We start from the raw sequence: 25,714 nt of genomic DNA, 5'->3' as shown, positions 1-25,714 counted from the left end.
TATAAAAAATTCTTGTGCTTTTAACTGACTCTGTGATAACTCTGTAGGTATTACTTCGAACAAGTAGACAGAATAAACAAACATGAAAGCCCTTCTACGAGTGATTAGCCTGGTCGTGATTAGCGTGGTGGTGATTATTATCCCACCGTGCGGGGCTGCACTTGGAGAAAGAAAGGCTTAAAAATCAAGCCTGAATCGAAAAGAACCCCCGCACCGAAAGGTCCGGGGGTTTTTTGTTGGGCAAAGAAACTCGGAGAGAAACAGATGATGCGTTACAGAATAAAATGCTGTTTCTCCGATAATGCGACGGGGAACTAACTATGAATGGTGCACAGTGGGTGGTACATGCGTTGCGAGCGCAGGGTGTAGAGACAGTTTTCGGCTATCCGGGCGGCGCAATCATGCCAGTCTACGATGCACTGTATGACGGAGGGGTCGAACATTTGCTCTGCCGCCATGAGCAAGGCGCAGCAATGGCAGCCATTGGTTATGCTCGTTCTACAGGAAAAACAGGCGTTTGCATCGCGACTTCCGGGCCGGGCGCAACCAACTTGATAACAGGCCTTGCCGATGCGCTGTTAGATTCCGTTCCCGTTGTTGCAATCACAGGCCAGGTAGCCGCTCCGCTGATTGGCACTGACGCATTTCAGGAAGTGGATGTTTTAGGTTTGTCCCTCGCATGTACCAAGCACAGTTTCCTTGTTGAATCATTCGATGATTTACCTCGCGTCCTTGCAGAAGCCTTTGAAATTGCAAACTCTGGCCGTCCGGGTCCCGTGTTGGTGGATATCCCTAAGGATATTCAATTAGCACAAGGCGATCTGGAGCCGTGGTTATCGACTGTTGAAGATGATTTTGAAATGCCGCACGCCGAGCTGCAACAGGCACGCGAAATGATAGCGAATGCCCGCAAACCGATGTTGTATGTCGGTGGCGGAGTGGGCATGGCTCAGGCGGTTCCGGCATTGCGTGAGTTTATCGCTGTCACCAATATGCCTTCTACTGTCACGCTGAAAGGCTTGGGCGCGGTTCCGGCAGAAAACCCGTTTTATACCGGCATGTTGGGAATGCACGGCACAAAAGCGGCTAACCTTGCGGTGCAAGAGTGCGACTTGCTGATTGCCGTTGGCGCACGTTTTGACGACCGTGTTACCGGCAAGCTGAATACCTTTGCCCCCCACGCGAAAGTGATTCATATGGATATCGACCCGGCAGAGCTGGGTAAATTGCGTCAGGCCCATGTTGGGTTGCAGGGGGATTTAGCCCAATTATTACAGGCGCTGCAACAACCGCTGGATATCGTTGAATGGCAGCAAGAAGTTGCCACTTTACGGGCAGCAAACCCATGGCGCTATGATCATCCCGGTGAAGCCATTTTTGCCCCGTTATTGCTGAAACAAATCTCTGACCGTAAGCCGCAGGAATGTGTTGTGACTACCGATGTCGGCCAGCACCAGATGTGGACAGCCCAGCATATGTCATTTACCCGCCCGGAAAATTTTATCACTTCCAGTGGCCTGGGAACGATGGGCTTTGGTCTGCCCGCAGCTGTAGGCGCACAGGTAGCCCGGCCGAACGATACGGTTATCTGTATCTCGGGTGACGGCTCCTTCATGATGAACGTTCAGGAGCTGGGCACCGTAAAACGAAAACAGCTACCGCTCAAAATCGTTTTACTGGATAACCAACGTTTAGGAATGGTACGCCAGTGGCAGCAGATGTTTTTCTCAGAACGTTATAGCGAAACCAACCTCTCCGATAACCCCGATTTCCTCATGCTGGCCAGTGCCTTCGGTATCCCAGGCCAACACATCACTCGTAAAGACCAGGTAGAAGCCGCCATCGACACGATGCTCAATAGCGATGGCCCATACATGCTTCACGTCTCGATAGATGAGTACGAAAACGTCTGGCCGTTGGTGCCACCAGGTGCCAGTAACTCACAAATGCTGGAGAAATTATCATGATGCAACATCAGCTCGCAGTAACGGCCCGTTTTCGTCCAGAAACGCTGGAGCGCGTGTTACGCGTCGTGCGCCATCGCGGTTTTCAGGTGTGTTCTATGAACATGGTCACGCTGGGGAATACTGACGATATTAATATTGAATTGACCGTTGCCAGTCTGCGCCCAGTCGAATTACTGTTTAGTCAATTAAGCAAACTGGTGGACGTTGGTCGCGTCGAAATCCAGCAACAAACAACACAACAAATCCGCGCCTGAGCGCAGAAGGAAGAGAACAATGACGACGAAGAAAGCTGATTACATCTGGTTCAATGGTGAGATGACGCCGTGGGGCGAAGCAAAGGTCCATGTAATGTCCCATGCGCTGCATTACGGCACATCGGTCTTTGAAGGTATCCGTTGCTATGAATCTCACATTGGTCCAGTGGTGTTCCGCCATCGTGAACACATGCAGCGTTTGCGTGATTCAGCAAAAATCTATCGTTTCCCTGTATCACAAAGTGTTGATGAGCTGATGGAAGCTTGCCGTTCTGTTATCCGTAAAAATAACCTGACCAGCGCATATATCCGCCCGCTGGTGTTTGTGGGTGACGTCGGTATGGGCGTTAACCCGCCAGACGGTTACACCACTGATGTGATCATCGCAGCCTTCCCATGGGGTGCATACCTCGGCGCAGAAGCGCTGGATCAAGGGATCGACGCAATGGTTTCCTCATGGAACCGTGTGGCACCAAACACCATTCCAACAGCAGCGAAAGCCGGTGGTAACTACCTTTCTTCCTTGCTGGTTGGCAGCGAAGCGCGCCGCCACGGTTATCAGGAAGGTATCGCGCTGGATGTGAACGGTTACTTGTCAGAAGGTGCGGGCGAAAACCTGTTTGAAGTGAAAGATGGCATTCTGTTTACCCCTCCGTTCACCTCTTCCGCGCTGCCGGGCATTACCCGTGATGCCATTATCACTCTGGCTAAAGACTTGGGTATCGAAGTGCGTGAGCAAGTGTTGTCTCGCGAATCACTCTACCTGGCGGACGAAGTATTTATGTCGGGTACCGCCGCTGAAATTACGCCAGTCCGTAGCGTAGACCGCATTCAGGTAGGTGAAGGTCGTTGTGGCCCGATCACTAAACGCATTCAACAGGCATTCTTTGGCCTGTTCACTGGCGAAACCGAAGACAAATGGGGCTGGTTAGATCAGGTCAACCCTAAGTAAAAAAATAACCAGGTGGATGGTGATGACCGTCCCCTCGACAGACAGACTGGAGTAAATAAGCATGCCTAAGTACCGTTCAGCCACTACCACCCATGGCCGTAATATGGCGGGTGCCCGCGCATTGTGGCGCGCAACCGGGATGACCGATGATGATTTCGGCAAGCCAATTATTGCGGTAGTTAACTCCTTTACTCAGTTCGTGCCAGGCCACGTTCACCTGCGCGATTTGGGTAAACTGGTTGCCGAACAAATCGAAGCATCTGGCGGTGTGGCGAAAGAGTTCAACACCATCGCGGTGGATGATGGTATCGCCATGGGCCACGGCGGCATGCTTTATTCTCTGCCGTCACGCGAGCTTATCGCTGACTCCGTTGAATACATGGTGAACGCGCACTGCGCCGACGCGATGGTTTGTATCTCCAACTGCGACAAAATCACCCCAGGGATGTTGATGGCCTCTTTGCGCCTGAACATTCCGGTTATTTTTGTTTCCGGCGGCCCGATGGAAGCCGGGAAAACCAAACTCTCAGACCAAATCATCAAACTCGACCTGGTTGATGCGATGATTCAGGGCGCTGACCCGAAAGTGAGTGACGAGCAAAGCGAGCAGGTAGAACGTTCAGCCTGCCCGACCTGCGGCTCCTGCTCCGGTATGTTCACCGCGAACTCCATGAACTGTCTGACCGAAGCGCTGGGCTTATCCCAGCCGGGTAACGGTTCTCTGCTGGCAACGCACTCAGATCGCAAAGAGCTGTTCCTGAATGCCGGTAAACGCATCGTCGCCTTGACCAAACGTTATTACGAGCAGGATGACGAAAGTGCTCTGCCACGTAGCATCGCCAGCAAAGAAGCGTTTGAGAACGCCATGACGCTGGATGTTGCGATGGGCGGTTCAACAAACACAGTTCTGCACTTACTCGCTGCAGCTCAGGAAGCAGAACTCGATTTCACCATGACCGATATCGACCAGTTGTCTCGTAAAGTCCCACAGCTGTGTAAAGTCGCACCGAGTACCCAGAAATACCATATGGAAGATGTGCACCGTGCGGGTGGCGTAATCGGTATTTTGGGCGAGCTGGATCGAGGTGGCTTGCTGCATCGTAATGTGAAAAACGTTCTGGGTCTGAACCTGACGCAAACGCTGGAACAGTACGATGTCATGCTGACCAAAGACGAAAGCGTGAAAAGCATGTTCTCCGCAGGCCCGGCCGGTATTCGTACCACGAAAGCATTCTCACAATCTTGCCGCTGGGATTCTCTGGATGTTGACCGTCAAAACGGTTGTATCCGCTCGAAGGAACATGCATACAGCCAGGAAGGTGGTTTGGCTGTTCTGTACGGTAACTTCGCCGAAAACGGCTGTATCGTGAAAACGGCTGGCGTAGACGATGAAAGCCTGGTGTTCCGCGGGCCTGCAAAAGTTTATGAAAGCCAGGATGATGCGGTTGAGGCAATCCTTGGTGGCAAAGTGGTAGCGGGCGACGTTGTTGTTATTCGTTACGAAGGGCCAAAAGGCGGGCCGGGCATGCAAGAAATGCTTTACCCAACAACCTTCCTGAAATCTATGGGTCTGGGCAAAGCGTGTGCCCTGGTTACCGATGGGCGCTTCTCCGGCGGTACTTCCGGTCTTTCTATCGGCCACGTTTCTCCGGAAGCAGCAAGCGGTGGCAATATCGCGCTGATTGAAGATGGCGACATGATTGCGATTGATATCCCGAACCGTGGGATCCAACTGCAACTGAGCGATCAGGAAATGGCCGCTCGTCGTGAAGCGCAAGAAGCTCGCGGTGACAAAGCCTGGACGCCACGTGCGCGTGAACGGCAGGTCTCCTTCGCTCTGCGCGCTTACGCAATGCTTGCCACCAGTGCCGATAAGGGCGCGGTGCGCGATAAAAGTAAGCTTGGAGGCTAATGATGGCCGAGTCACAACCACTACCTGACGCCCCTTGTGGGGCGGAATATCTGAGAGCCGTTCTGCGTGCTCCGGTTTACGAAGTCGCGCAAGTGACCCCATTGCAGAAGATGGAAAAACTGTCGTCACGTCTGGATAACGTCATTCTGGTAAAACGTGAAGACCGCCAGCCCGTGCACAGTTTCAAACTGCGTGGCGCATACGCGATGATTGCCGGGCTGAACAGCGAACAAAAAGCCAGTGGTGTGATTACCGCTTCTGCGGGAAACCACGCTCAAGGTGTTGCGCTTTCTTCAACGCGTTTAGGCATCAAGTCTCTGATTGTCATGCCCGTGACTACGGCGGATATCAAAGTGGATGCGGTCCGCGCGTTTGGTGGCGAAGTATTGCTGTACGGCGCGAACTTTGATGAGGCGAAAGGGCGTGCAATAGAGCTTTCGCAGCAACAGGGGTTCACCTATGTGCCTCCGTTCGACCACCCGGCAGTCATTGCCGGGCAGGGCACGCTGGCGCTGGAACTGCTGCAGCAAGATGCGCATATCGACCGCATTTTTGTTCCGGTCGGTGGCGGTGGTCTGGCAGCGGGTGTGGCGGTGCTTATCAAACAGCTGATGCCGCAAATCAAAGTGATCGCCGTTGAAGCGGAAGATTCTGCCTGTTTGAAAGCGGCACTCGATGCGGGCAAGCCGGTTGATTTGGCGCGCGTCGGTTTGTTTGCTGAAGGTGTTGCGGTTAAGCGTATCGGCGATGAAACATTCCGTTTGTGTCAGGAATATCTCGACGACATCATCACGGTTGATAGCGATGCTATCTGTGCTGCGATGAAAGATTTATTCGAAGATGTTCGCGCGGTCGCTGAACCGTCTGGCGCTCTGGCGCTTGCGGGGATGAAAAAATATATCCAGCAGCACCAGATTCGTGGTGAGCGCCTTGCACATGTTCTTTCTGGTGCGAACGTTAACTTCCATGGCCTGCGCTACGTTTCTGAGCGCTGCGAACTGGGCGAACAACGTGAAGCACTGCTGGCGGTCACCATTCCTGAGCAGCAAGGCAGCTTCCTGAAATTTTGCCAGGTACTCGGTGGGCGTTCGGTCACTGAGTTTAATTACCGTTATTCCAGCTCGGCGGAAGCCTGCATCTTCGTCGGTGTCCGTTTGACTCGTGGTTTGGAAGAACGCCGCGAAATCATCGAGCTACTTAACGAAGGTGGTTACGGTGTAGTCGATTTGTCTGATGACGAAATGGCGAAACTGCACGTGCGTTACATGGTGGGCGGGCGTCCGTCTAAACCACTGCTTGAGCGGCTGTACAGTTTTGAATTCCCAGAATCACCGGGTGCTTTGCTGAAATTCCTGCAAACGCTCGGCACGCACTGGAATATTTCACTGTTCCATTACCGCAGCCACGGTACAGATTATGGCCGCGTACTGGCGGCGTTCGAACTGGGCGACAATGAGCCGGATTTTGAAACCCGACTCAATGAGCTGGGCTACGATTGTCATAACGAGACAAATAACCCCGCGTTCCGCTTTTTCCTCGCGGGTTAGTGCCGCTTAAAGCGGGAGATAACCTGTCTGGGTTATCTCCCGCTTTCCTTTTTCCGCTTTATTTTTCATAATCCGCCGAATTATTTCTCTGTCAACGAATCTCAAAGATAAAAATGTGACGTAATTAATAATAAAATGCTCACCGCATTGCGCCAGCCTGAGTACATCTTTTGGGGGCAATATTTGTCGCCCGCTTGCTGCTCCTGAATTAACATTATCTCTAGTTAATTCTTAGCGGTTAGAGAGGATATTCGGATGAGAGCGGATATAATTGATGCCCCGAATGAAAGTGCGCAAGGATGTGAATATTTTACACCTCAGCTCACATTTCTGGATAAACATTATAATAATTCCACTGACTTTTTTCTTCGATATTTTTGCTGCTTAAAGAGCAAGGCTACGTCCGGGACTCTTTTCTTGACGCCATCATCGCCCGTGAAAAGGCGTACCCTACCGCGCTGCCAACGCTGCCGGTGGCCATCGCGCTTCCTCATACCGATCCTCAGCACGTTATTCGCCCCTTTATCTCCGTTACGCGGCTGTCTACCCCCATTGCCTGGCAGGAAATGGGTAATGATGACAACACGCTTTACGTTCATTTTATTGTTTTACTTGGTTTTATTGACCACGGCAGCCACCTAACCGCGCTGCAAAAGCTCATGGACTGCCTTGCGGATGAAGAGGTTGTCCAGGCCCTACGCGAAATAGACGATGTAGAAACCTTTCTCTGTACCCTCACATCAAGACTGCAATTAGATAAGGATATATAAGATGAAAAAAGTCATTGTTGCATGTGGAAGCGGCGTTGCTACCTCACAAACTGTTGCCAGTAAAGTGACCCGCTTATTGAATGAACGTCAGCAGTCGCATATCAAAGTTGAAGTCATCGATCTGAAATCGCTTGATAGCCATATAAAAGACAGCGCGGCTTATATCGCCATTACCAAAGTTGATAAGCAATATCCTATCCCGGTAATTAATGGGATTGCCTTTCTGACCGGCATGGGAATGGAGCAGGAATTACAAAAAGTTATTGATGCCTGCAAATAAGTTGTAGCTCTTTAATCCGTATAATTATTTTAGTGGAGAAGTGCTATGGACTTTCTTGGTGTAGTCATAAATTATATTCTGAATTTAGGCGCGCCGGTTTTTGTGCCCTTTATTATGCTATTAGCCGGGCTGGTGGTGCGGATGAAATTCCGCGATGCGGCCTCGGCGGCCATCACGCTGGGCGTCGCCTTCGTTGGGATGAGCATGCTGATTGGCTTTATGGTTGATGCCATCGGTGTTGCCGCGCAGACCATGATGAACCGTACTGGCCTTGAGCTAAGTATCGTCGACGGCGGCTGGACGACGATGGCGAATATCTCCTGGGCCTGGCCTTATGCGTTCGCCATGTTCCCGCTTCAGGTTGGCGTAAACATTGTGATGTTGATGCTGAACAAGACCAATACCTTCAACGCCGACCTCTGGAACGTGTGGGGGAAAATCTTTACCGCGTTTATCGTGGTGAGCGTCACCACCCCATTGTTTGGCCCGGTCTGGAGTCTGGTACTTGCGTTCCTCGTTGCCGCTTTCCAGATCATTATGGAACTGAACGCGGGGGATATTCACCAGCATCGTATCGAGAGGCTCACGGGGATCCCGGGGGTGACCTGTACGCACCGTATGGTTTTCTTTGGTGCCATCTATTACCCGTTCGATCTGCTGCTGCGCAAAATTCCGGTCTGCAATAAGCCGATGGATGCCAGCGCGCTGCGCGCTAAAGTCGGGGTCTTTGCTGAAAACCACATCATTGGTTTTATTCTGGGGATCCTGTTTGGGGTGATTGCGGGCTACAGCGTTGCGAAAACGCTGATGCTGGGTGTGCAGGCCTCAACGGCGCTGGTGCTGTTCCCGATGATTTCAAAGCTCTTCATGCAGGCGCTGTCGCCGATCTCTGAGGCCATCAGCGACTATATGAATAAGAAATTCTCCGGTCGTAAGCTGTTCGTGGGTATCGACTGGCCGTTTATGGGCGGTGCAAGCGAGATCTGGTTTGCCATTATCGTTGCCATCCCGTTCACCCTGCTGTGGGCGCTGATTCTGCCGGGAAATAAGATCCTGCCGTTTGCTGGCATCATTAATATTGCGCTGATTGTTCCGGCCTATCTGGTGACGCGCGGTAACACGCTGCGCATGGTTATCCTGAGCATTATTGGCGTACCGTTTTTCCTGTTCGTTGGCACTCAGTTTGCGCCAATGATTACCGACCTCGGTCTGGCCACTAAAGCGATCACCATCCCGGCAGGGCAGCTGATTTCGAACAGCTCGATTGATGCGCCTGTCTTCACCTATGCCTTCTCTTTCCTGTTCAAATTCCTGGAAGGCAACTTTATCCCGCTGATCTTCGCGCTGTGGTGGGGCTGCGGCTACTTCTTCTACTCCCGCGAACTGCGTCGTGAAAGCAATCTGGCACAGCAGGAAGCCGAGCAGCAGGAAAAGGTTCAGCAGGCGTAATTCTGGGTTTCATGTTCGTGTCTGGCGGCAGGCGCCGCCGCCAGGCTTTACATTGCAGGAGAGTCGGCATGGCTATGGATAAACGCGTGGTTGCAGTGCTGGATGCCATTGTGAACGATTCCGGCATTACGGGGACGAAGCTTGAAGAGCAGTTTTGCCTGACGCGCAAACAGCTGAGCTATACGCTGAAAAAGGTGAATGACTACCTGGAGTCGAACCACTTCGACCGGATCAACCGCCTGAAAACTGGGAAGCTGCATATCCCGCGCCATGTGATTGAGCATTTTCGCCAGAATCAGACCTCTGAAACCGAGCATCGCTATCTCTACTCGGAAGAAGAACGTGGGCAGATGATTATCTTTATGTTGCTGACCCGCAGTGAACGACTGTCATTGCTGCATCTCTACTCTTCGCTGAGCGTTAGCCAGAATACGATTGTCAATGACCTGAAAAAGGTACGAGCTGAGGTTATCGAGCACGGGCTAGAGATAAGCTACGACCGGAGCAACGGCTACCATATTCTTGGTGAGGAGCTGGAAAAACGCTACCTGCTGCTTAACTGTTTACGTCGGGTGCTGGAAATTCCGGTCGCAAAAAATATCCTCGCCCACTACAACAACGTGATGAGTGACTATCTGGAAAAGGTCGGCAACGTTTTTAGCGAAATTGAAAAGCGTTTTAAAATTCAGTTTACCGACCGTCAGCTTCAGGAGCTTATTTATTTTATCTGCTTTGTCCTGCACCGTATTGATTCAGGGAAAGGTCTGGTCAATATTCCGAGTAGCTACGCCGATATTATTAGCAGCAGAGAATTTACCCTGATGCAGAGCGTTATCAGTAAAATCAATATCAATAGTGAAAATGAACTGGTTTTCCTGACGGCACTGATCCAAAGTTCCAATATTCAAAGTATTGCCGATAAATATTTCCACCTGGATACGCTGCTGCTTGAAAGCGTGGTGGCGGTAGTCGACAACTTTGAGAAAATAAGCTGCGTCACTATCAAAGAGAAAAATGAGCTGATTGAAAAAATCTATCAGCACTGGAAGCCGGCCTATTACCGTATTCGCTATCATCTGACCAATACCAGCAGCGTTTACGATCTGGTGGTGAAAGAGTTCAGCCATCTGCACGAGATGGTTCGCCGTGCGGCCGTGCCGTTCGAGACGGTGCTGCACTGCGAAATCCCCGATGAAGAGATGGCGTTTTTGACGGTGCTCTTTGGCGGTTGGCTGACCCGTGAAGGGGTTATCCATCAGATTAAACTACAGAAAACGGCGGTGGTGGTGTGCGAAAACAGCGCCACGATTTCTACCTATCTGTTCCTGACGTTGCAGGTGCTTTTCCCGGAGCTGCACTTTACTGAAGTGATGTCACGGCGCGAGTTTGAACGCTATACCGGGCACTACGACGTGGTCTTTTCGACCACGCACCTGAACACCAGCAAGATGGTGTTTGTGGTGAATCCGTCCATCAGCAGCATTCATAAAAGCGCGTTCCGTAATCATGTGATCAGCGCGCTACAGGGCGTAGATCCGAACATCATTCAGATTGAGCAGTTGCTGCTTATCTTCGAACGCTTCGGCAATATCATCGATCACAAAGGGCTACAGCGCGCGCTCGCCAGCTACATCTATGATGAGAACAGCGCCGCGAGAGCGGCGGGTAGCATTGACCCGCCGACGCCATCGCTAACGGACTTACTGCAGCGCGAACACGTTCAGTTTGCTACTTCGCTGCCCGGTGACTGGCAGCAGGCGATTACCGAAGCTTCAGCATCGCTGCTGGAAAATGGGGTGATTGAACCGCGCTACCTGCAAATTATGCTAAATAAAATCGCCGATGAGCAGCCCTATATCATGCTGGCTGACGGCGTAATTATCGCCCACGCGGGTGTCGATGATGGCGCGCTGGAAACGGGGATGACGTTATTACGCCTGCCCTCTAAGATTGATTTCGCCGGTTATATGCAGGCCGATATTATTATCGTCCTGGCAACGAGTAATCCGCAAAAGCATCTTAAGGCGCTCGCGCAATTAAATGAATTTCTCGAATTCTATGATGGCGGCAATGTTATTCGCCGCGCACAGGATGAATATGCACTGATAAATGAATTTGCCCGTCATTCGTAATTATTAATTAAACGCCATTGCAGCTTAAAAACTGCAACGTTATTTCCCGGCAATCATTGTCGCGACATCGCTCGCCTCTATAACCGTATACAGGATAAATATTATGTTAGAAATTCAGAAAAAACACGTCGTTGAAATGGCCAGAACCGCTCAGCAATGGGGACTCTGTAAACATAAAGCGGGTAATTCCAGCGTACGGGATAAAGAGACGGGGCTTATTCTGGTGACCCCAACCACTATCGACAAAATGCATTTAACGCCGCGCGAGATCGTGGTGATGGACGTTGAAGCCAACGTGATTGAAAGCGAAGCGGGATTGCGCCCAACCAGCGAATGCCTGATGCATATCGAGATTTATAAAGCGCGTCCCGACGTGTTCGCGATTTCCCACACGCACTCTCTCTACGCGACCTCCTTTGCCGTGCTGAATAAACCCATCCCGGCGGTGGTGTACGAGTGCGCCATTCTCAATCTCAAGGATGGGGTGATCCCGATCGCGCCGTATGGCCGCCCCGGCACCCGGGCGCTTTCCGATAGCGTGATCGAACCTATCAAGCGTGCCGATGCCATCCTGATGGAAAAACATGGCGCAATCGGCGTGGATAAAGACCCGTATGAAGCGGTGCTGAAATCCGCTTACCTGGAGGAGATGGCGCAGATTTACTACCACGCGCTGGTGATTAACGGCGGTAAGGAGCCTGAATCCTTTGCGCCGGAAGAGCTGCAGCGCTGGGCCTACCCGTCACAGATCAAATTTGCCCGCTAATTGACGCGCCCGCCCGTTCGGGCGGGATATTCATGGAGAGAACGCATGAAAAAATTTCTGAATCAGGCGGAGGATTTTATCCCAGAGATGCTGGAAGGTATCTATCTGGCGCACCCCGATGAGTTCCGCTTTGTGAATGAGGATCTGCACTGCCTTGCCACGGCGCGCCCGGTGCCCGGTAAGGTGGGGATTGTCACCGGCGGCGGCTCCGGGCACCTGCCGCTGTTCCTCGGTTACGTTGGGCAGGGCATGCTGGACGGCTGCGCCATTGGCGATGTGTTCCAGTCACCGTCGCCGGAGCAAATTCTGGCCGTCACGCAGGCGGTAGACAGCGGTGCGGGTGTGCTGTACCTGTACGGCAACTACAACGGCGATATCTTCAATTTTGACATGGCGGCGGAAATGGCCGACATGGAGAGCAACATTCGGACCTGCACGGTCGTTGCCGCCGATGATTCTGCCGGTTCCGTGCCGGGTGGCGGTGCCACCACACGACGCGGCGTGGCGGGGATTTTCTTCGTCTACAAATGTGCTGGCGCATCGGCCGGCAGGATGGATGACCTCGACACCGTCCAGCGTATCGCGCAGAAGGCCGGGGAACGCGTGCGGACACTGGGCGTGGCGCTGTCGCCGTGCATCGTGCCGCGTATCGGTAAGCCGGGATTCCATATTGGCGACAACGAGATGGAAATCGGCATGGGTATCCATGGCGAAAGCGGTATCCGCCGCGGGCCGCAGCTGAGAGCTGAAAATATTGCTGAAGAGATGATGTCCTGGCTGATTGCCGACTCTCCCTGCCAGCATGGCGATGAAGTGGCGGTGCTGATTAACGGCCTCGGTGCGACGCCGCTGGAAGAGCTGTACCTGATGTATCGCCACGTGCACCAGATTCTGGCGCAGAGCAACATCCGCGTCTTCCGCGTATGGGTGGGGGAATTCGCCACGGCGATGGAGATGACCGGCATGTCCATCAGCTTGATGCCGGTAGACGATGAGCTTAAGGCACTGCTGAACGCGCAGGCCGACACGCCGATGTTTCGGCAGTTTCCCGCCTAAGGAGGCGCTATGACGTTAAACAGCGAGAGCTTACGCCCGCTCTTTGCCGAGTGGGCGCGGGTGATGCAGGGCAACAAAACGGTACTGACTGAACTGGACAGCGTGGTGGGCGACGGCGATCTGGGTCTCACCATGAGTGATGGTTTTGCCGCGGCGTCGGACTATGCGCAGCATAGCGATGAACCAGATCTGGGACGGTTTTTCTATCTGGCGGGTAAAGCCATGGCCTCGGCAGTGCCCTCAACGATGGGTACGCTGATGGCTTCCGGCCTGATGCAGGCGGGAAAAGTCTTTAAGGGGCGAGAGACGATGACGCTGCCGGACGTGGGCGACTTTTTCCAGTCCTGGTTTGATGGCGTACAGCAGCGCGGCAAAGCGCAGCCGGGCGAAAAAACCTTTCTTGATGGGATGGCTCCGGCGCTGGTGGTGCTGCGTGGTCAGGGCGACCCGCTGAACGTGGCGCGGGAAGCGTTGTTAGCGGCACAGCAGGGTGCGCAGCAGACCACCACGATGGTGGCAAAGCACGGGCGTGCGGCTATCCACGGCGAGCGATCCCGTGCGTTCTTCGACCCAGGCGCGATGGTCGCCCAGCTTCTGATTCAGGGCTATTTTAACGTCGTTCAGGCTATGTACCCGGCAAACGGGCAGTAAGTAAGGAACCGCAATTATGTTGAAAGAAGTGTTGAAAATCAGCAACCTGCACGGTATTCATGCCCGCCCGGCGGGCGTACTGGCAAAGGCGTGCGCGCAGTACCAGTCGCGGATCGAGATGATCTACGATGGCAAAACCATCAAGGGAAAAAGCATCATGAGTATCCTGGGGGCCGGGATCAAAGGCCGAGGATCGCTTGAGATCATCTGCAGCGGCAGCGACGAGCAGGAGGCGATGGCGAAGTTGAAGGTGCTGTTCGCTGAAGGCTTTGGTTTCGATTAGCCAGGCATCTCAGGCCGAATAAAAAAGGGTTCATGCGTAAGCATGAACCCTTTTTACGGCAGCATCAAAAAATTACAACGTGATCACGTCGAATTCAACTTCGGTGTTCACGTCAGCGTCGTAGTCCACACCGTCGAGGCCAAAACCGAACAGGTTCAGGAATTCCTGCTTGTAGCCTGCATAGTCGGTTTCTTGCGCCAGGTTTTCAGTGGTGATCAGCGGCCATAGGTCGCGGCATGCCTGCTGAATGTCTTCACGCAGTTCCCAGTCATCCATACGGATACGCTGGTTGTCATCAAGCGCCACTTTGTCGCCGTACAGGCTGGTAGTTATCAGACGGTTGATCTGCTCGCTACAACCTTCGTGAATCCCCTGTGCTTTCATCAGCTTGAAGACCATAGAGATGTACAGTGGCATCACTGGAATAGCGGAAGACGCTTGGGTGATGACGGACTTCAGTACCGCAACGTTGGCAGAACCGTTCAGCGGAGCCAGTTGGTTGCGCAGTTCAACCGCCGCACGGTCGAGGTCTTCTTTCGCTTTACCCAGCGCACCGTGCCAGTAGATTGGCCAGGTCAGGTCGGTACCGATGTAGGAGTAGGCCACGGTTTTCACGCCTTCAGTCAGCACGCCAGCTTCGCTCAGCGCGCCCATCCACAGTTCCCAGTCTTCGCCGCCCATAACGGTAACGGTATTCTGAACTTCTTCTTCGGTTGCCGGCTCAATGCTGGCGGTCATGATCTGATCTTTGTTGGTATCAATCGCTTTAGAGGTGTAAACCTCGCCGATTGGCTTCAACGCAGAACGGACGACTTCACCGGTTTTCGGCATTTTACGCACTGGGGAAGCCAGTGAGTAAACCACCAGATCAATCTGACCCAGGTCTTCTTTGATGAGTTTGATCACTTCATCGCGGCATTCGTCAGAGAACGCGTCGCCGTTGATGCTTTGGAATACAGACCTTCACGCTTGGCCGCTTCGTCGAAGGCGGCAGAGTTATACCAGCCTGCGGAACCTGGCTTGGTGTCCGTGCCTGGTTTTTCGAAAAATACGCCGATAGTGGCGGCACCGCTGCCAAAGGCGGCGGAAATTCTGGAAGCAAGGCCGTAACCGGTGGAAGCACCGATCACCAGCACGCGGGAAGGACCGTTCTCGATTTTGCCGTTTTGCTTAACGTACTCGATCTGTTTTTCCACATTGACTTTACAGCCAGTCGGATGGGTCGTTGTACAGATGAATCCACGAATTTTTGGTTTGATTATCATAATGATGGCTAATTGAGTTTGTATTTTCGCTGTCAAGTACGCAAAGACACCGTCTGTTCTGGCTTGTTTAACGACATGGTTAACAATCCCCCCACTACAATGGATCGCAACATTATACAGAAAAGGAGCGCCAATACTGAATCTACCACTGATTATAGCCGTCAGACGCCGGACCGCAGGCCAGAAAAGGGCCATGCGTAAACATGGCCCCTGTGGACGTTGAGCGCTATTGCAGGTTAGTTCTGATGGGCAAATTCCGCCATAAACTGCAGGATCAACGCCATCGACACCGCGCCTGGGTCGCAGTGGCCAATGGTCCGCTCACCCAGATTTTTGGCGCGCCCAAAGCGCGCAACCATCGCGCTGGTGCCCTCTGCGCCTGCCATTGCCGCCTGCGCGCAGTGGGTAAGCGCTTCCGGCAGCGCTAGCGCTACGTCCGCTTTGGCGCATTCGGCGGCGACGGCCAACGCATCGACCATCGTTTTATCCCCCGGCTCGGCGCCACCGCGCTGGTGGATGGCCTTCATGCCGATCGCCAACCACTCGGCTAGGGTGGCAGCATCCAGCTCAGTGCGCCCAGTCAGGCCTTTACCCCCAGCGCGGAAAAGGGTACCGAAAATGGCCCCGGACGCGCCGCCCATGCTGGTCATCAGGCGAGTACCGCTTTGCAGCAGAGCGTCACCAATATCAGTGGCGGTAAATTCTGGTGCGGCGAGCAGTGCGTTAAGCGCGATAAAGCCGCGTTTAATGCCGATACCGTGGTCGCCATCGCCAATGACCTGATCGAGCACGGTCAGTCGTGGTTCACAGGCGATCATCCCCTCAGAGACGTACCGCAGGCAGGCGATAAATTGTGTGGTGTTCATCTTAGTTTCTCCAGCCGAGGGTGCGGATTGGGTGGTCATACAGTCGCTGCATTTCGTCGTCCAGCCGCAGCATGCTCAGGGAAAAACCGGACATTTCCAGCGAGGTACAGAAATGGCCAACCTGCACGTCGTAGGTTTTGATTCCCCGCGCCGTCAGCGCCATGCCGACTTTACGGGTGACCACCATTAGTTCGGTGTTGCTTAGTGCACCGAGGTTGTTGACGCACACGCACACGCTGTCGCCCTTCGCGAAAGGCAGGTCGTTGCACAGGCGTTCAATCATCATCTCGACCAGCTCATCGCTCTGTGGCATCGGAATACGACACAGCCCTGGTTCACCGTGGATGCCAATGCCCAGCTCGATTTCGTTATCGGCCAGCGTGAAGTTAAAGGCATCGGCCTGCGGCAGCGCGCAACCGCTGAGCGCGACGCCAATGGTGCGGGTGTTATGGTTGGCTTTTTTTGCCAGCGCTTCCAACTCTGGCAGGGCGTAGTGCTCAAACTGGGCTGCGGCGCCAGTCAGCTTGTACAAAAACGCTAGCCCGCCCACGCCGCGGCGGTCGGACATTCTTTCCGGCGGTGCCGAGGCAATATCATCCGTGGAGCGCACGGTGCGGCACTCGATCCCTTCTTCAGCAAGGATTTCAGCAGCGATATCAAAGTTCATGCCATCGCCGGAGTAGTTGCCGTAGAGGAACATCACGCCGTTGCCCTGATGAACGGCACGGCTGGCTTCAATGATTTGGTCGGGAGAGGGGGAGGTGAAGACTTCGCCCAGCGCGCAGGCATCGATGCCGCCTTCGCCGACGAACCCGGCAAGCGTCGGTTCATGGCCGCTGCCACCGCCGCTGACGATAACGCTCTGGCCGTTTTGCGCTAGCGTACGATAAACCGCGCAATACTCCGGCAGGGCGTGGATCTTACCGCGCCCCGCGTACACCAGCCCTTCCATGATTTCGCTACGAATATTATCGGTGTTATTGAAGATCTTTTTGGGTTTTTGCATCGTCACTCCCTCTCGTAAGGTCCTGTTTCTTTAGTGACGATTTTACCTGCGGAGCCCGTTTACACCTGGCACCTTTGATACCAATTAATCTCCCGAACCAGGGGCATGACTGGGGGCTGAATTCGTTAACACTATTCGGCGATTTTGCGCTCCAGAACAATCTTCCAGAAGGCATCCACCAACGGTTCATGCAGCCGCTTTTTCTGCACGCAAACACCCAGTTCAAACGGTGTTTTCTCATCGCTACGTTCAAGGATCATCACGCGGTTACGCACCGGCTCGGGACTATTTTCCAGCACGATTTCCGGCAGCAGCGCCACGCCGCATCCCAGCGCTACCATAGAGACCATCGCCTCATGGCCGCCGACGGTGGCATAAATCGACGGATTGCTGATTTTCTGGCGGCGGAACCATAGCTCAATACGGCGGCGCACCGGGCCTTGATCCGGCAAAATAAACGGCACTTTTGCCCAGTCGGGATCTGGCTGGTTCACCTGCGCCCGCACCGGACACGGTAGCGCTGGGGCGATAAGTGCCACGGATAAGTTATCCAGAATCGAGAATGCGACGCCTGGTGGCAATGTCTCCGGCTTACCGGCAATGGCAAGATCGGCTTCGTCGGAATCCACTTTCTCTACCGCATCGGCGGCATCGCCAGTGGTCAGTTTGATCTCCACATTGGGATGTTCCGCACGGAATCTGTCGAGAATCGGGGGTAAATGGCTGTAGGCGGCGGTAACTGAGCAAAACAGATGCAGTTCGCCGGTCAGTGATGGCCCTTCCTGGCCGATAGTGTGGCGCATCTGCTGATACTGCAAAAGCGTGTGCTGCGCGAACTGTTTAAGCTGTTCACCGGCTTCAGTTAGCGTAACGGTGCGGTTATCGCGTAAAAACAAGGGTTGACCTAAATCCTCTTCGAGGCGCTGGATCTGGCGCGAAAGCGTCGACGGGCTGACATGCATCGCGCGTGCGCTCCTGCCGAAATGGCGACTTTCAGCAAGGTGGATAAATATTTTCAGGTCGCGTAAATCCATGGTCATCAGCCCTTGTTTCTACGTTGCATAAATTGCAACGTCACGTTGTTAATATATCAATTTCAGCAACGCATTTCCTGTCATATAGTGAGTTCATTATCGCAAGCAAGACACGGCTGGCGAACCTTACAAAGCACAACATAACAATTATGGAGTACCACCACGATGGCTAACTATTTCAATACTTTGAACCTGCGTCAGCAGTTGGCGCAACTGGGTAAATGTCGTTTCATGGGGCGTGATGAATTCGCCGATGAAGCAAGCTACCTCAAAGGCAAAAAAGTCGTCATCGTCGGTTGTGGCGCACAAGGCTTGAACCAGGGTCTGAACATGCGCGACTCTGGTCTGGATGTTGCTTATGCTCTGCGTGCTGAAGCTATTGCTGAAAAACGCGCTTCATGGCGTAAAGCGACAGAAAACGGTTTTAAAGTTGGCACTTACGAAGAACTGATCCCACAAGCGGATCTGGTTGTTAACCTGACGCCAGACAAACAGCACTCTGCGGTTGTTAAGGCTGTTCAGCCGATGATGAAAGACGGTGCAGCATTGGGTTACTCCCACGGTTTCAACGTGGTTGAAGTTGGCGAGCAAATCCGTAAGGACATCACCGTGGTGATGGTTGCGCCAAAATGCCCGGGTACTGAAGTTCGTGAAGAATACAAACGTGGTTTCGGTGTACCGACTTTGATTGCGGTTCACCCGGAAAACGATCCAAAAGGCGAAGGCATGGCCATCGCTAAAGCCTGGGCTGCGGCAACTGGCGGCCACCGTGCGGGCGTTCTGGAGTCTTCCTTCGTGGCAGAAGTTAAATCTGACCTGATGGGCGAACAAACTATTCTGTGTGGCATGCTGCAGGCCGGTTCTCTGCTGTGCTTCGACAAGCTGGTGGAAGAAGGCACTGACCCTACATATGCAGAAAAACTGATTCAGTTCGGCTGGGAAACCATCACCGAAGCGCTGAAACAAGGCGGCATCACGCTGATGATGGACCGTTTGTCCAACCCGGCGAAAGTGCGTGCTTATGCGTTGTCTGAACAACTGAAAACCATCATGGCTCCATTGTTCCAGAAACACATGGACGACATCATCTCCGGCGAATTCTCTTCCGGCATGATGGCTGACTGGGCAAATGACGATAAGAACCTGCTGACCTGGCGTGAAGAGACCGGCAAAACTGCCTTCGAAACCGCGGCGCAGTTTGACGGTAAGATTTCTGAGCAGGAATACTTCGATAAAGGCGTTCTGATGATCGCAATGGTGAAAGCGGGCGTTGAGCTGGCGTTCGAAACCATGGTTGATGCGGGCATCATCGAAGAATCAGCTTACTACGAATCTCTGCACGAGCTGCCGCTGATTGCGAACACCATCGCTCGTAAGCGCCTGTACGAAATGAACGTGGTTATCTCTGACACGGCTGAATACGGCAACTACCTGTTCTCTTACGCAGCAGTTCCATTGCTGAAAGAGTTTATGACAACACTGCAGGCAGGCGATCTGGGTAAAGAAATCCCAGCCGGTGCGGTTGATAACGCGCAACTGCGTGATGTTAACGAAGCGATTCGTAACCACGAAATCGAAATCGTTGGCAAGAAACTGCGTGGCTACATGAAAGATATGAAGCGTATTGCAGTAGCAGGTTAATACCCCGTCGTCTTTCGATTCGCCGCTGTGTTGGCGGCGCTCGTACACCCCAGTCACATAGTTGTCTATGCTCCCGGGGCAGTACTCGCTTGCCGCCTTGCTGCAAATCGAAATCCATAGCGGTATAGCATTGATACAGGCCCGGTAAGCTTAACGCTACCGGGCTTTTTTTAGTTGCGGTATAACACTTTGATGATGTGGTATCCGAACTGCGTGTGCAGCGGGCCATATGGCTCCAGCAGCGGGCAGGAAAACACCACTTTATCGAACGCCGGAACCATCTGGCCCTGACGGAATTCACCTAAGTGACCACCTTTTTTGCCTGATGGGCAGGTGGAATGCTTTTTAGCCAGTTTCTCAAAGTCGCCGCCAGCTTGAAGCTGCGCCAAAATTTCCTGAGCCAGTTTTTCTTCCTTAACAAGGATATGCAATGCTGCCGCGGTTTTTGCCATGATAGTGCCTTGAGTGAAATTGATTACGCTCGCTATACTACCACGCTGTTTTTCCCCTTCGTACCTCCAGTTACTGCGGGGATACCTTCGTTTTTATCCTGACTTCATTGAGTGACCTTTATGCGTTTAAACCCTGGCCAACAACAAGCCGTCGAATTTGTCACAGGACCTTGCCTGGTCCTGGCGGGCGCTGGTTCCGGCAAAACGCGTGTTATCACCAATAAAATGGCGTATCTGATCCGCGAATGCGGTTATCAGGCTCGCCATATAGCCGCCGTGACCTTTACCAACAAAGCGGCGCGTGAGATGAAAGAACGTGTGGCGCAAACGCTTGGGCGCAAAGAATCACGCGGTCTGCTGATCTCAACGTTCCACACGTTAGGGCTTGAGATAATCAAACGTGAGTTTGCCGCTCTCGGCATGAAGTCTAACTTTTCGTTGTTTGATGACACTGACCAGACAGCGTTGCTAAAAGAACTGACTGAAGGTTTGCTCGAAGACGATAAAACGTTATTGCAACAGTTGATCTCGACGATCTCGAACTGGAAAAACGATCTGATGACCCCGTCGCAGGCCGCGGCGCAGGCGAAAGGAGAACGCGACCGAATTTTTGCCCACTGTTATGAGCTTTACGATACGCATCTGAAATCATGCAACGTACTGGATTTTGACGATCTGATTTTGCTGCCAACGCTGCTTTTACAGCGCAATGAAGAAGTACGCGAGCGTTGGCAAAACCGCATCCGCTATTTGCTTGTGGATGAATACCAGGACACCAACACCAGCCAGTACGAACTGGTGAAGCTGCTGGTGGGCGCGCGAGCAAGGTTTACCGTAGTGGGCGATGACGACCAGTCGATTTACTCCTGGCGTGGCGCACGGCCGCAAAACCTTGTTTTGCTAAGCAAGGATTTCCCGGCGCTTCAGGTCATTAAGCTTGAGCAGAATTACCGTTCTTCCGGGCGCATTCTGAAAGCGGCAAACATTTTGATCGCCAATAACCCTCACGTGTTCGAAAAGCGGCTGTTTTCGGAGCTGGGTTACGGTACCGAATTAAAAGTGCTGACCGCGAACAGTGAAGATCATGAAGCTGAGCGCGTTACTGGCGAGCTCATTGCCCATCACTTCATCAATAAGACCAACTACAAAGATTACGCCATTCTCTATCGTGGGAATCACCAGTCGCGCGTGTTTGAAAAAATGCTGATGCAAAACCGCATTCCTTATCGTATTTCTGGTGGTGCGTCGTTCTTTTCACGTCCTGAAATCAAAGATTTACTGGCTTATCTGCGTGTGCTGACCAACCCAGATGATGACAGTGCATTTATGCGGATTGTGAATACACCGAAACGTGAAATTGGCCCGGTTACGATGCAAAAACTCGGTACCTGGGCAACGCAGCGTAATAAAGGTTTATTTGGCGCAAGTTTTGATATGGGTTTAAGCCAAACGCTAAATGGTCGTGGCCTGGAGTCGTTACAGCGTTTTACTCATTGGTTACGCGATGTAGCAACACTTGCTGAGCGCGAACCTATCGCAGCGGTACGTGATTTGATTCACGGCATCGACTACGAAAGCTGGTTGTATGAAACATCCCCCAGTCAGAAAGCTGCCGAAATGCGTATGAAGAACGTTAACCTGCTTTTTAGCTGGATGACGGAAATGCTGGAGGGTTCAGAAATTGATGAGCCGATGACGCTTACCCAAGTTGTCACCCGCTTTACGCTGCGCGATATGATGGAACGCGGCGAGAGTGATGAAGATACAGATCAGGTGCAATTGATGACCCTTCATGCCTCGAAAGGGTTGGAGTTCCCGTACGTATTTTTAGTCGGGATGGAAGAGGGTATTTTGCCGCATCAGAGCAGTATCGACGAAGATAATATCGATGAAGAGCGCCGCCTGGCTTACGTGGGGATTACTCGTGCGCAGAAAGAGCTAACCTTCACGCTTTGCAAAGAGCGACGTCAGTATGGTGAATTGATCCGCCCGGAACCGAGTCGTTTCTTGCTGGAATTGCCACAAGATGATTTGCAGTGGGAGACGGAACGCAAAGTAGTTTCTGCGGAAGAACGGATGACAAAGGGGCAGAGTAATGTCGCCAACATCCGTGAAATGCTGGCAAAAGCGCGTAAAAGCTGAGTTATTTAATTATTAAATGCCAATGGACATAACTTTGCCACAGGCTTTCTTGTGCAAGCAGTTCAGCACCTAGAGGGTGGCATTCCAGCCACTTTTCTGGAAGCTCGAGATTTAAGGTTTCACCTTCAACGTTTAGCGCAATTTCCGGCAAGATATCGTCCCGACGGCGGCTGGCGAAGATAATAGCCAGGCGTAACAAGCGACAGAGATGTTCCGCAATACGAGGTGGTACGGCGTTTTGCTGGTGGAGAGAAGAGAGATCGACTGGGTTTGTCTGGTTCAACATTAGCGTTGCCAGCAGCTTTTTCTGCGCTGGCGTATATCCCGGAAGATCGAGGTTCTTCACCAGGTAGGCAGCATGTTGCGGCGCCTGTTTGAAATCGACACTCAGTCCAACTTCATGAAGTAACGCCGCGCTGCTGAGCATTTCTATGCTGAGAGGCGTTAGGCTCCATGCATCTCTTAACTGTGTGGTGAAGGCTAATGCTAATTGTTGAACGCGTTCTGCCTGGCCGGTATCCACCATAAAGCGACGCTGGATATTACGTACGGTACGGCTTCTGATCTCTTGATTAACAGTCAGATGCAGCATTCCGTAAACCAGTCCTTCACGCAAAGCTCCGCCAGCGAGCGTCATACAGTCAATTGATAACTCTTCGAATATCGCAATCAAAATGGCGAGGCCGCTTGGGAATACCAAGGCTCTTTCTAGCGTTAAACCTTCAATCTCTAATTCTTCAAGACGCCCGCATTGAATCGCGCGTTGCTTCAACTGCTGGAGTTTTGCAAGCGTAATGCGCTCATCCATTCCTTGCGCCATCATGATTTCTTGCAGTGCTTGCACGGTACCTGACGCACCGACACACACTTTCCAACCGTGATGTTTTAACCGGTCGCAAATCGGCCTGAGAACTTCTTTTGCAGCACTTTCGGCAGCATCGAAGTTTTCTTTGGCAAGATTTCGGTCACTAAAAAAACGCTCAAGCCAGGTCACACAACCCATTGATAAGCTAAAGAGTGCGGTGGTTTGCGCCCCCGAGCCGGTAACCAGTTCTGTACTAGCACCACCGATATCAACCACTAAGCGTTGATCGGCACCGCCTGTTGTATGGGCAACACCCTGATAAATCAGGCGTGCTTCTTCTTCACCATGGATAATTTGCACCGGACAGCCAAGGATTTTTTCAGCCTGCTGGATGAATTCGCTGGCATTGGTGGCAAGACGGAGTGTCGCGGTTGCGACAACACGAATTTGGTTTTGAGGAATATCTTGAAGACGTTCAGCGAATAAGCGCAGGCATTGCCACCCGCGCTCCATTGCTTCACGTGAAAGCGTATTATCGCTGCTTAAACCAGCAGCAAGGCGTACTTTTCGCTTAATCCTGGCAAGGGTTTGTATGCTCCCTGCCACCTCACGTACAACCAACATATGAAAGCTATTAGAGCCTAAATCTATTGCAGCATACAGCGAGGTGGAGCTGAGCATAAATTTTTAACCTGTGCGACGGCGATTACCACGAGGAGCACCACCATTACGGCGAGGACCGTTACCCGGACGGGCGCGAGTCAGACGCTTCGGTGGAGGAAGTTCGCTTAACAGAGCTTCAGTTTTGTACTTGCTGACTGGAATTGAGTGACCAATGTAAGTCTCAATTGCAGACAGGTTCAACGCATAGTCTTCACACGCAAGACTAATGGAATGACCACTTTCGCCAGCACGACCGGTACGGCCAATACGGTGAACGTAATCTTCGCAGTCATCAGGAAGATCGTAGTTGAAAACGTGAGTTACTAACGGGATATGCAGACCGCGAGCGGCAACATCGGTTGCAACCAGAATATCCAGATCGCCACGGGTGAATTCCTCGAGGATGCGCAGGCGTTTTTTCTGAGCAACATCGCCGGTTAACAGACCAACGCGGTGGCCGTCTGCTGCAAGGTGACCCCAGATATCTTCACAACGGTGTTTCGTGTTAGCAAAGATGATTGCGCGATCTGGCCACTCTTCTTCGATGAGAGTCTGCAGCAAACGCATTTTCTCTTCGTTTGAAGGGTAGAACAGTTCTTCCTGGATGCGGTGACCCGTTTTTTGCTCCGGCTCGACTTCCACGTATTCCGCGTTGTTCATTTGCTCGAATGCCAGTTCACGCACACGGTAAGAGAGTGTGGCAGAGAACAGCATGTTCAGGCGTTGAGTAACTGGCGGCATACGGCGGAACAACCAGCGAATATCTTTAATAAAGCCCAGATCGTACATGCGATCGGCTTCATCCAGCACCACAACCTGAATTGCGCCTAAGTTAATGTGGTTTTGCTTGGCATAATCAATCAAACGACCAGTTGTGCCGATAAGAATATCAACACCGCTTTCCAGCACTTTAAGCTGTTTATCGTAGCCGTCGCCACCGTACGCCAGGCCGAGTTTAAGGCCGGTCGATTGTGCTAGTGGCTCTGCATCAGAGTGAATTTGGACTGCCAGTTCACGAGTCGGCGCCATAATTAAGGCACGCGGCTGGTTCACCTGGCGATTCTCTGGAACCGGGTGAGAGAGTAAATAATGGAACGTTGACGTTAAAAACGCCATCGTTTTGCCAGTACCGGTTTGCGCCTGCCCTGCAACGTCACGATTCGCCAGTGTCAGCGGTAGTGCCAGTGCCTGAATAGGGGTGCAGTTATGGAACCCTTTATTTTCAAGGGCTTCAATCACCTTAGGGTGCAGTGCGAAGTCGGAAAACTTCTGTTCGGTCAAATGTGTTTTGCTCATAGTGTGGTAGAATATCAGCTAACTATTGCTTTACGAAAGCGTATCCGGTGAAATAAAGTCAACCTTAAGTTGGTTAATGCTACACCAACAAGGTAGACATAATCCTGCGGAGTAGAACATGAGCGATAAAATTATTCACCTGACTGACGACAGTTTCGACACGGACGTGCTAAAAGCTGATGGGCTGATCCTGGTTGATTTCTGGGCAGAGTGGTGTGGTCCATGCAAGATGATCGCCCCGATTCTTGATGAAATCGCTGATGAATATCAGGGCAATCTGACCGTTGCTAAACTGAATATCGATCAGAACCCGGGCACTGCACCAAAATATGGTATCCGTGGTATCCCAACTCTGTTGCTGTTCAAGAACGGTGAAGTGGCTGCGACCAAAGTTGGCGCGCTGTCCAAAGGCCAGTTAAAAGAGTTCCTCGACGCTAATCTGGCATAATGGAATCTCAGCCGGTGCGTGCGTAGTTCGCAATTTTTTGTGAGCTGCTGGACGCCCGGCGTCAGTCATGCTAAGTT

The 25,714-nt window shown here is 52.4% G+C and carries 23 protein-coding genes and 1 pseudogene; 17 read left to right on the top strand and 7 right to left on the bottom strand.

Translation table 11 applies throughout. From position 1 onward, the window contains the following. Nucleotides 1-82: 82 nt before the first annotated feature. From ilvL to AC0IXI_RS22780, 14 genes are all read left to right on the top strand, one after another. Nucleotides 83-181 (top strand): ilv operon leader peptide, encoded by a 99-nt coding sequence (ilvL, locus tag AC0IXI_RS22845; RefSeq protein ID WP_072279198.1) that lies wholly within the window; start codon nucleotides 83-85, stop codon nucleotides 179-181. A gap of 139 nt (nucleotides 182-320) precedes the next feature. Beyond that, on the top strand, nucleotides 321-1,967 hold the full coding sequence (gene ilvG, locus AC0IXI_RS22840) for an acetolactate synthase 2 catalytic subunit (RefSeq protein WP_064515140.1): 1,647 nt from the start codon (nucleotides 321-323) through the stop codon (nucleotides 1,965-1,967). Then, on the top strand, nucleotides 1,964-2,221 hold the full coding sequence (ilvM, locus tag AC0IXI_RS22835) for an acetolactate synthase 2 small subunit (RefSeq protein ID WP_034492255.1): 258 nt from the start codon (nucleotides 1,964-1,966) through the stop codon (nucleotides 2,219-2,221). The genes ilvG and ilvM overlap by 4 nt, the downstream gene beginning before the upstream one ends. A 19-nt stretch (nucleotides 2,222-2,240) precedes the next feature. After that, nucleotides 2,241-3,173: a branched-chain amino acid transaminase gene (locus AC0IXI_RS22830; RefSeq protein ID WP_064515144.1), complete on the top strand. Its 933-nt coding sequence runs from the start codon at nucleotides 2,241-2,243 to the stop codon at nucleotides 3,171-3,173. Nucleotides 3,174-3,234: 61 nt separating this feature from the next. Continuing rightward, complete coding sequence (ilvD, locus tag AC0IXI_RS22825; RefSeq protein WP_064561582.1) at nucleotides 3,235-5,085, top strand: dihydroxy-acid dehydratase; 1,851 nt, start codon at nucleotides 3,235-3,237, stop codon at nucleotides 5,083-5,085. Nucleotides 5,086-5,087: 2 nt separating this feature from the next. Next, the gene (gene ilvA, locus AC0IXI_RS22820) at nucleotides 5,088-6,632 is read left to right on the top strand and encodes a threonine ammonia-lyase, biosynthetic (RefSeq protein ID WP_471683156.1); all 1,545 of its coding nucleotides are present in this window, start codon (nucleotides 5,088-5,090) and stop codon (nucleotides 6,630-6,632) included. Between the two features lie 377 nt (nucleotides 6,633-7,009). Then, nucleotides 7,010-7,402 carry a PTS sugar transporter subunit IIA gene (locus AC0IXI_RS22815; RefSeq protein WP_471683155.1) on the top strand — a complete coding sequence of 131 codons (393 nt, stop codon included), beginning with the start codon at nucleotides 7,010-7,012 and terminating at the stop codon, nucleotides 7,400-7,402. 1 nt (nucleotide 7,403) lies between these two features. After that, the gene (locus tag AC0IXI_RS22810) at nucleotides 7,404-7,682 is read left to right on the top strand and encodes a PTS sugar transporter subunit IIB (RefSeq protein WP_035896401.1); all 279 of its coding nucleotides are present in this window, start codon (nucleotides 7,404-7,406) and stop codon (nucleotides 7,680-7,682) included. Between the two features lie 45 nt (nucleotides 7,683-7,727). Next, nucleotides 7,728-9,131 (top strand): PTS galactitol transporter subunit IIC, encoded by a 1,404-nt coding sequence (locus AC0IXI_RS22805; protein ID WP_422569756.1) that lies wholly within the window; start codon nucleotides 7,728-7,730, stop codon nucleotides 9,129-9,131. 68 nt (nucleotides 9,132-9,199) lie between these two features. Next, nucleotides 9,200-11,263, top strand: a complete 2,064-nt coding sequence (locus tag AC0IXI_RS22800) for a BglG family transcription antiterminator (RefSeq protein ID WP_471683154.1) — start codon at nucleotides 9,200-9,202, stop codon at nucleotides 11,261-11,263. A gap of 103 nt (nucleotides 11,264-11,366) precedes the next feature. Continuing rightward, nucleotides 11,367-12,029: a class II aldolase/adducin family protein gene (locus tag AC0IXI_RS22795; protein WP_471683153.1), complete on the top strand. Its 663-nt coding sequence runs from the start codon at nucleotides 11,367-11,369 to the stop codon at nucleotides 12,027-12,029. 45 nt (nucleotides 12,030-12,074) lie between these two features. Continuing rightward, nucleotides 12,075-13,085, top strand: a complete 1,011-nt coding sequence (locus AC0IXI_RS22790; RefSeq protein ID WP_471683152.1) for a dihydroxyacetone kinase subunit DhaK — start codon at nucleotides 12,075-12,077, stop codon at nucleotides 13,083-13,085. Nucleotides 13,086-13,094: 9 nt separating this feature from the next. Continuing rightward, the gene (locus AC0IXI_RS22785) at nucleotides 13,095-13,736 is read left to right on the top strand and encodes a dihydroxyacetone kinase family protein (RefSeq protein ID WP_471683151.1); all 642 of its coding nucleotides are present in this window, start codon (nucleotides 13,095-13,097) and stop codon (nucleotides 13,734-13,736) included. 16 nt (nucleotides 13,737-13,752) lie between these two features. Further along, nucleotides 13,753-14,019 carry an HPr family phosphocarrier protein gene (locus AC0IXI_RS22780; RefSeq protein ID WP_471683150.1) on the top strand — a complete coding sequence of 89 codons (267 nt, stop codon included), beginning with the start codon at nucleotides 13,753-13,755 and terminating at the stop codon, nucleotides 14,017-14,019. Between the two features lie 72 nt (nucleotides 14,020-14,091). Here AC0IXI_RS22780 and fabV read toward each other — a convergent pair. From fabV to ilvY, 4 genes and pseudogenes are all read right to left on the bottom strand, one after another. Further along, a pseudogene (gene fabV / locus AC0IXI_RS22775) lies at nucleotides 14,092-15,284 on the bottom strand (enoyl-ACP reductase FabV). 236 nt (nucleotides 15,285-15,520) lie between these two features. Then, nucleotides 15,521-16,150 (bottom strand): dihydroxyacetone kinase subunit DhaL, encoded by a 630-nt coding sequence (gene dhaL / locus AC0IXI_RS22770; RefSeq protein ID WP_422569761.1) that lies wholly within the window; start codon nucleotides 16,148-16,150, stop codon nucleotides 15,521-15,523. A gap of 1 nt (nucleotide 16,151) precedes the next feature. Next, nucleotides 16,152-17,156: a dihydroxyacetone kinase subunit DhaK gene (locus AC0IXI_RS22765; protein WP_471683149.1), complete on the bottom strand. Its 1,005-nt coding sequence runs from the start codon at nucleotides 17,154-17,156 to the stop codon at nucleotides 16,152-16,154. Between the two features lie 131 nt (nucleotides 17,157-17,287). After that, nucleotides 17,288-18,190, bottom strand: coding sequence for an HTH-type transcriptional activator IlvY (gene ilvY, locus AC0IXI_RS22760; protein ID WP_471683148.1), 903 nt, complete (start codon nucleotides 18,188-18,190; stop codon nucleotides 17,288-17,290). A 165-nt stretch (nucleotides 18,191-18,355) separates the two neighbouring features. Here ilvY and ilvC point away from each other — a divergent pair, with 165 nt between their 5' ends. Next, nucleotides 18,356-19,831 carry a ketol-acid reductoisomerase gene (gene ilvC, locus AC0IXI_RS22755; RefSeq protein WP_422569764.1) on the top strand — a complete coding sequence of 492 codons (1,476 nt, stop codon included), beginning with the start codon at nucleotides 18,356-18,358 and terminating at the stop codon, nucleotides 19,829-19,831. A 170-nt stretch (nucleotides 19,832-20,001) separates the two neighbouring features. On the opposite strand, the gene ppiC is transcribed toward ilvC, so the two are convergent. Beyond that, nucleotides 20,002-20,283, bottom strand: coding sequence for a peptidylprolyl isomerase PpiC (gene ppiC, locus AC0IXI_RS22750; RefSeq protein ID WP_064515151.1), 282 nt, complete (start codon nucleotides 20,281-20,283; stop codon nucleotides 20,002-20,004). Nucleotides 20,284-20,403: 120 nt separating this feature from the next. Between ppiC and rep the strand changes: the two genes are divergently transcribed. Next, on the top strand, nucleotides 20,404-22,425 hold the full coding sequence (rep, locus tag AC0IXI_RS22745) for a DNA helicase Rep (protein WP_064515153.1): 2,022 nt from the start codon (nucleotides 20,404-20,406) through the stop codon (nucleotides 22,423-22,425). A 1-nt stretch (nucleotide 22,426) separates the two neighbouring features. Here the strand turns inward: rep and gppA are convergent, their stop codons facing one another. Next, nucleotides 22,427-23,911 carry a guanosine-5'-triphosphate,3'-diphosphate diphosphatase gene (gppA, locus tag AC0IXI_RS22740; protein WP_064515155.1) on the bottom strand — a complete coding sequence of 495 codons (1,485 nt, stop codon included), beginning with the start codon at nucleotides 23,909-23,911 and terminating at the stop codon, nucleotides 22,427-22,429. Nucleotides 23,912-23,917: 6 nt separating this feature from the next. Then, nucleotides 23,918-25,189: an ATP-dependent RNA helicase RhlB gene (gene rhlB, locus AC0IXI_RS22735; RefSeq protein WP_034461719.1), complete on the bottom strand. Its 1,272-nt coding sequence runs from the start codon at nucleotides 25,187-25,189 to the stop codon at nucleotides 23,918-23,920. A gap of 118 nt (nucleotides 25,190-25,307) precedes the next feature. Here rhlB and trxA point away from each other — a divergent pair, with 118 nt between their 5' ends. Then, nucleotides 25,308-25,637, top strand: a complete 330-nt coding sequence (gene trxA / locus AC0IXI_RS22730; RefSeq protein ID WP_034461718.1) for a thioredoxin TrxA — start codon at nucleotides 25,308-25,310, stop codon at nucleotides 25,635-25,637. Nucleotides 25,638-25,714 lie beyond the last annotated feature (77 nt).

This window comes from Buttiauxella sp. AC038 (genome assembly GCF_979253565.1).
The sequence above is the reverse complement of the archived record's forward strand: the minus strand, read 5'-3'. Positions and strand labels throughout refer to the sequence as shown.

What these genes read in the sequence shown, in the direction of transcription:
- ilvL (WP_072279198.1), top strand. Translation starts at nt 83, where the DNA reads ATGAAAGCCCTTCTACGAGTGATTAGCCTGGTCGTGATTAGCGTGGTG.
- ilvG (WP_064515140.1), top strand. Translation starts at nt 321, where the DNA reads ATGAATGGTGCACAGTGGGTGGTACATGCGTTGCGAGCGCAGGGTGTA.
- ilvM (WP_034492255.1), top strand. Translation starts at nt 1,964, where the DNA reads ATGATGCAACATCAGCTCGCAGTAACGGCCCGTTTTCGTCCAGAAACG.
- AC0IXI_RS22830 (WP_064515144.1), top strand. Translation starts at nt 2,241, where the DNA reads ATGACGACGAAGAAAGCTGATTACATCTGGTTCAATGGTGAGATGACG.
- ilvD (WP_064561582.1), top strand. Translation starts at nt 3,235, where the DNA reads ATGCCTAAGTACCGTTCAGCCACTACCACCCATGGCCGTAATATGGCG.
- ilvA (WP_471683156.1), top strand. Translation starts at nt 5,088, where the DNA reads ATGGCCGAGTCACAACCACTACCTGACGCCCCTTGTGGGGCGGAATAT.
- AC0IXI_RS22810 (WP_035896401.1), top strand. Translation starts at nt 7,404, where the DNA reads ATGAAAAAAGTCATTGTTGCATGTGGAAGCGGCGTTGCTACCTCACAA.
- AC0IXI_RS22805 (WP_422569756.1), top strand. Translation starts at nt 7,728, where the DNA reads ATGGACTTTCTTGGTGTAGTCATAAATTATATTCTGAATTTAGGCGCG.
- AC0IXI_RS22800 (WP_471683154.1), top strand. Translation starts at nt 9,200, where the DNA reads ATGGCTATGGATAAACGCGTGGTTGCAGTGCTGGATGCCATTGTGAAC.
- AC0IXI_RS22795 (WP_471683153.1), top strand. Translation starts at nt 11,367, where the DNA reads ATGTTAGAAATTCAGAAAAAACACGTCGTTGAAATGGCCAGAACCGCT.
- AC0IXI_RS22790 (WP_471683152.1), top strand. Translation starts at nt 12,075, where the DNA reads ATGAAAAAATTTCTGAATCAGGCGGAGGATTTTATCCCAGAGATGCTG.
- AC0IXI_RS22785 (WP_471683151.1), top strand. Translation starts at nt 13,095, where the DNA reads ATGACGTTAAACAGCGAGAGCTTACGCCCGCTCTTTGCCGAGTGGGCG.
- AC0IXI_RS22780 (WP_471683150.1), top strand. Translation starts at nt 13,753, where the DNA reads ATGTTGAAAGAAGTGTTGAAAATCAGCAACCTGCACGGTATTCATGCC.
- dhaL (WP_422569761.1), bottom strand. Translation starts at nt 16,150, where the DNA reads ATGAACACCACACAATTTATCGCCTGCCTGCGGTACGTCTCTGAGGGG.
- AC0IXI_RS22765 (WP_471683149.1), bottom strand. Translation starts at nt 17,156, where the DNA reads ATGCAAAAACCCAAAAAGATCTTCAATAACACCGATAATATTCGTAGC.
- ilvY (WP_471683148.1), bottom strand. Translation starts at nt 18,190, where the DNA reads ATGGATTTACGCGACCTGAAAATATTTATCCACCTTGCTGAAAGTCGC.
- ilvC (WP_422569764.1), top strand. Translation starts at nt 18,356, where the DNA reads ATGGCTAACTATTTCAATACTTTGAACCTGCGTCAGCAGTTGGCGCAA.
- ppiC (WP_064515151.1), bottom strand. Translation starts at nt 20,283, where the DNA reads ATGGCAAAAACCGCGGCAGCATTGCATATCCTTGTTAAGGAAGAAAAA.
- rep (WP_064515153.1), top strand. Translation starts at nt 20,404, where the DNA reads ATGCGTTTAAACCCTGGCCAACAACAAGCCGTCGAATTTGTCACAGGA.
- gppA (WP_064515155.1), bottom strand. Translation starts at nt 23,911, where the DNA reads ATGCTCAGCTCCACCTCGCTGTATGCTGCAATAGATTTAGGCTCTAAT.
- rhlB (WP_034461719.1), bottom strand. Translation starts at nt 25,189, where the DNA reads ATGAGCAAAACACATTTGACCGAACAGAAGTTTTCCGACTTCGCACTG.
- trxA (WP_034461718.1), top strand. Translation starts at nt 25,308, where the DNA reads ATGAGCGATAAAATTATTCACCTGACTGACGACAGTTTCGACACGGAC.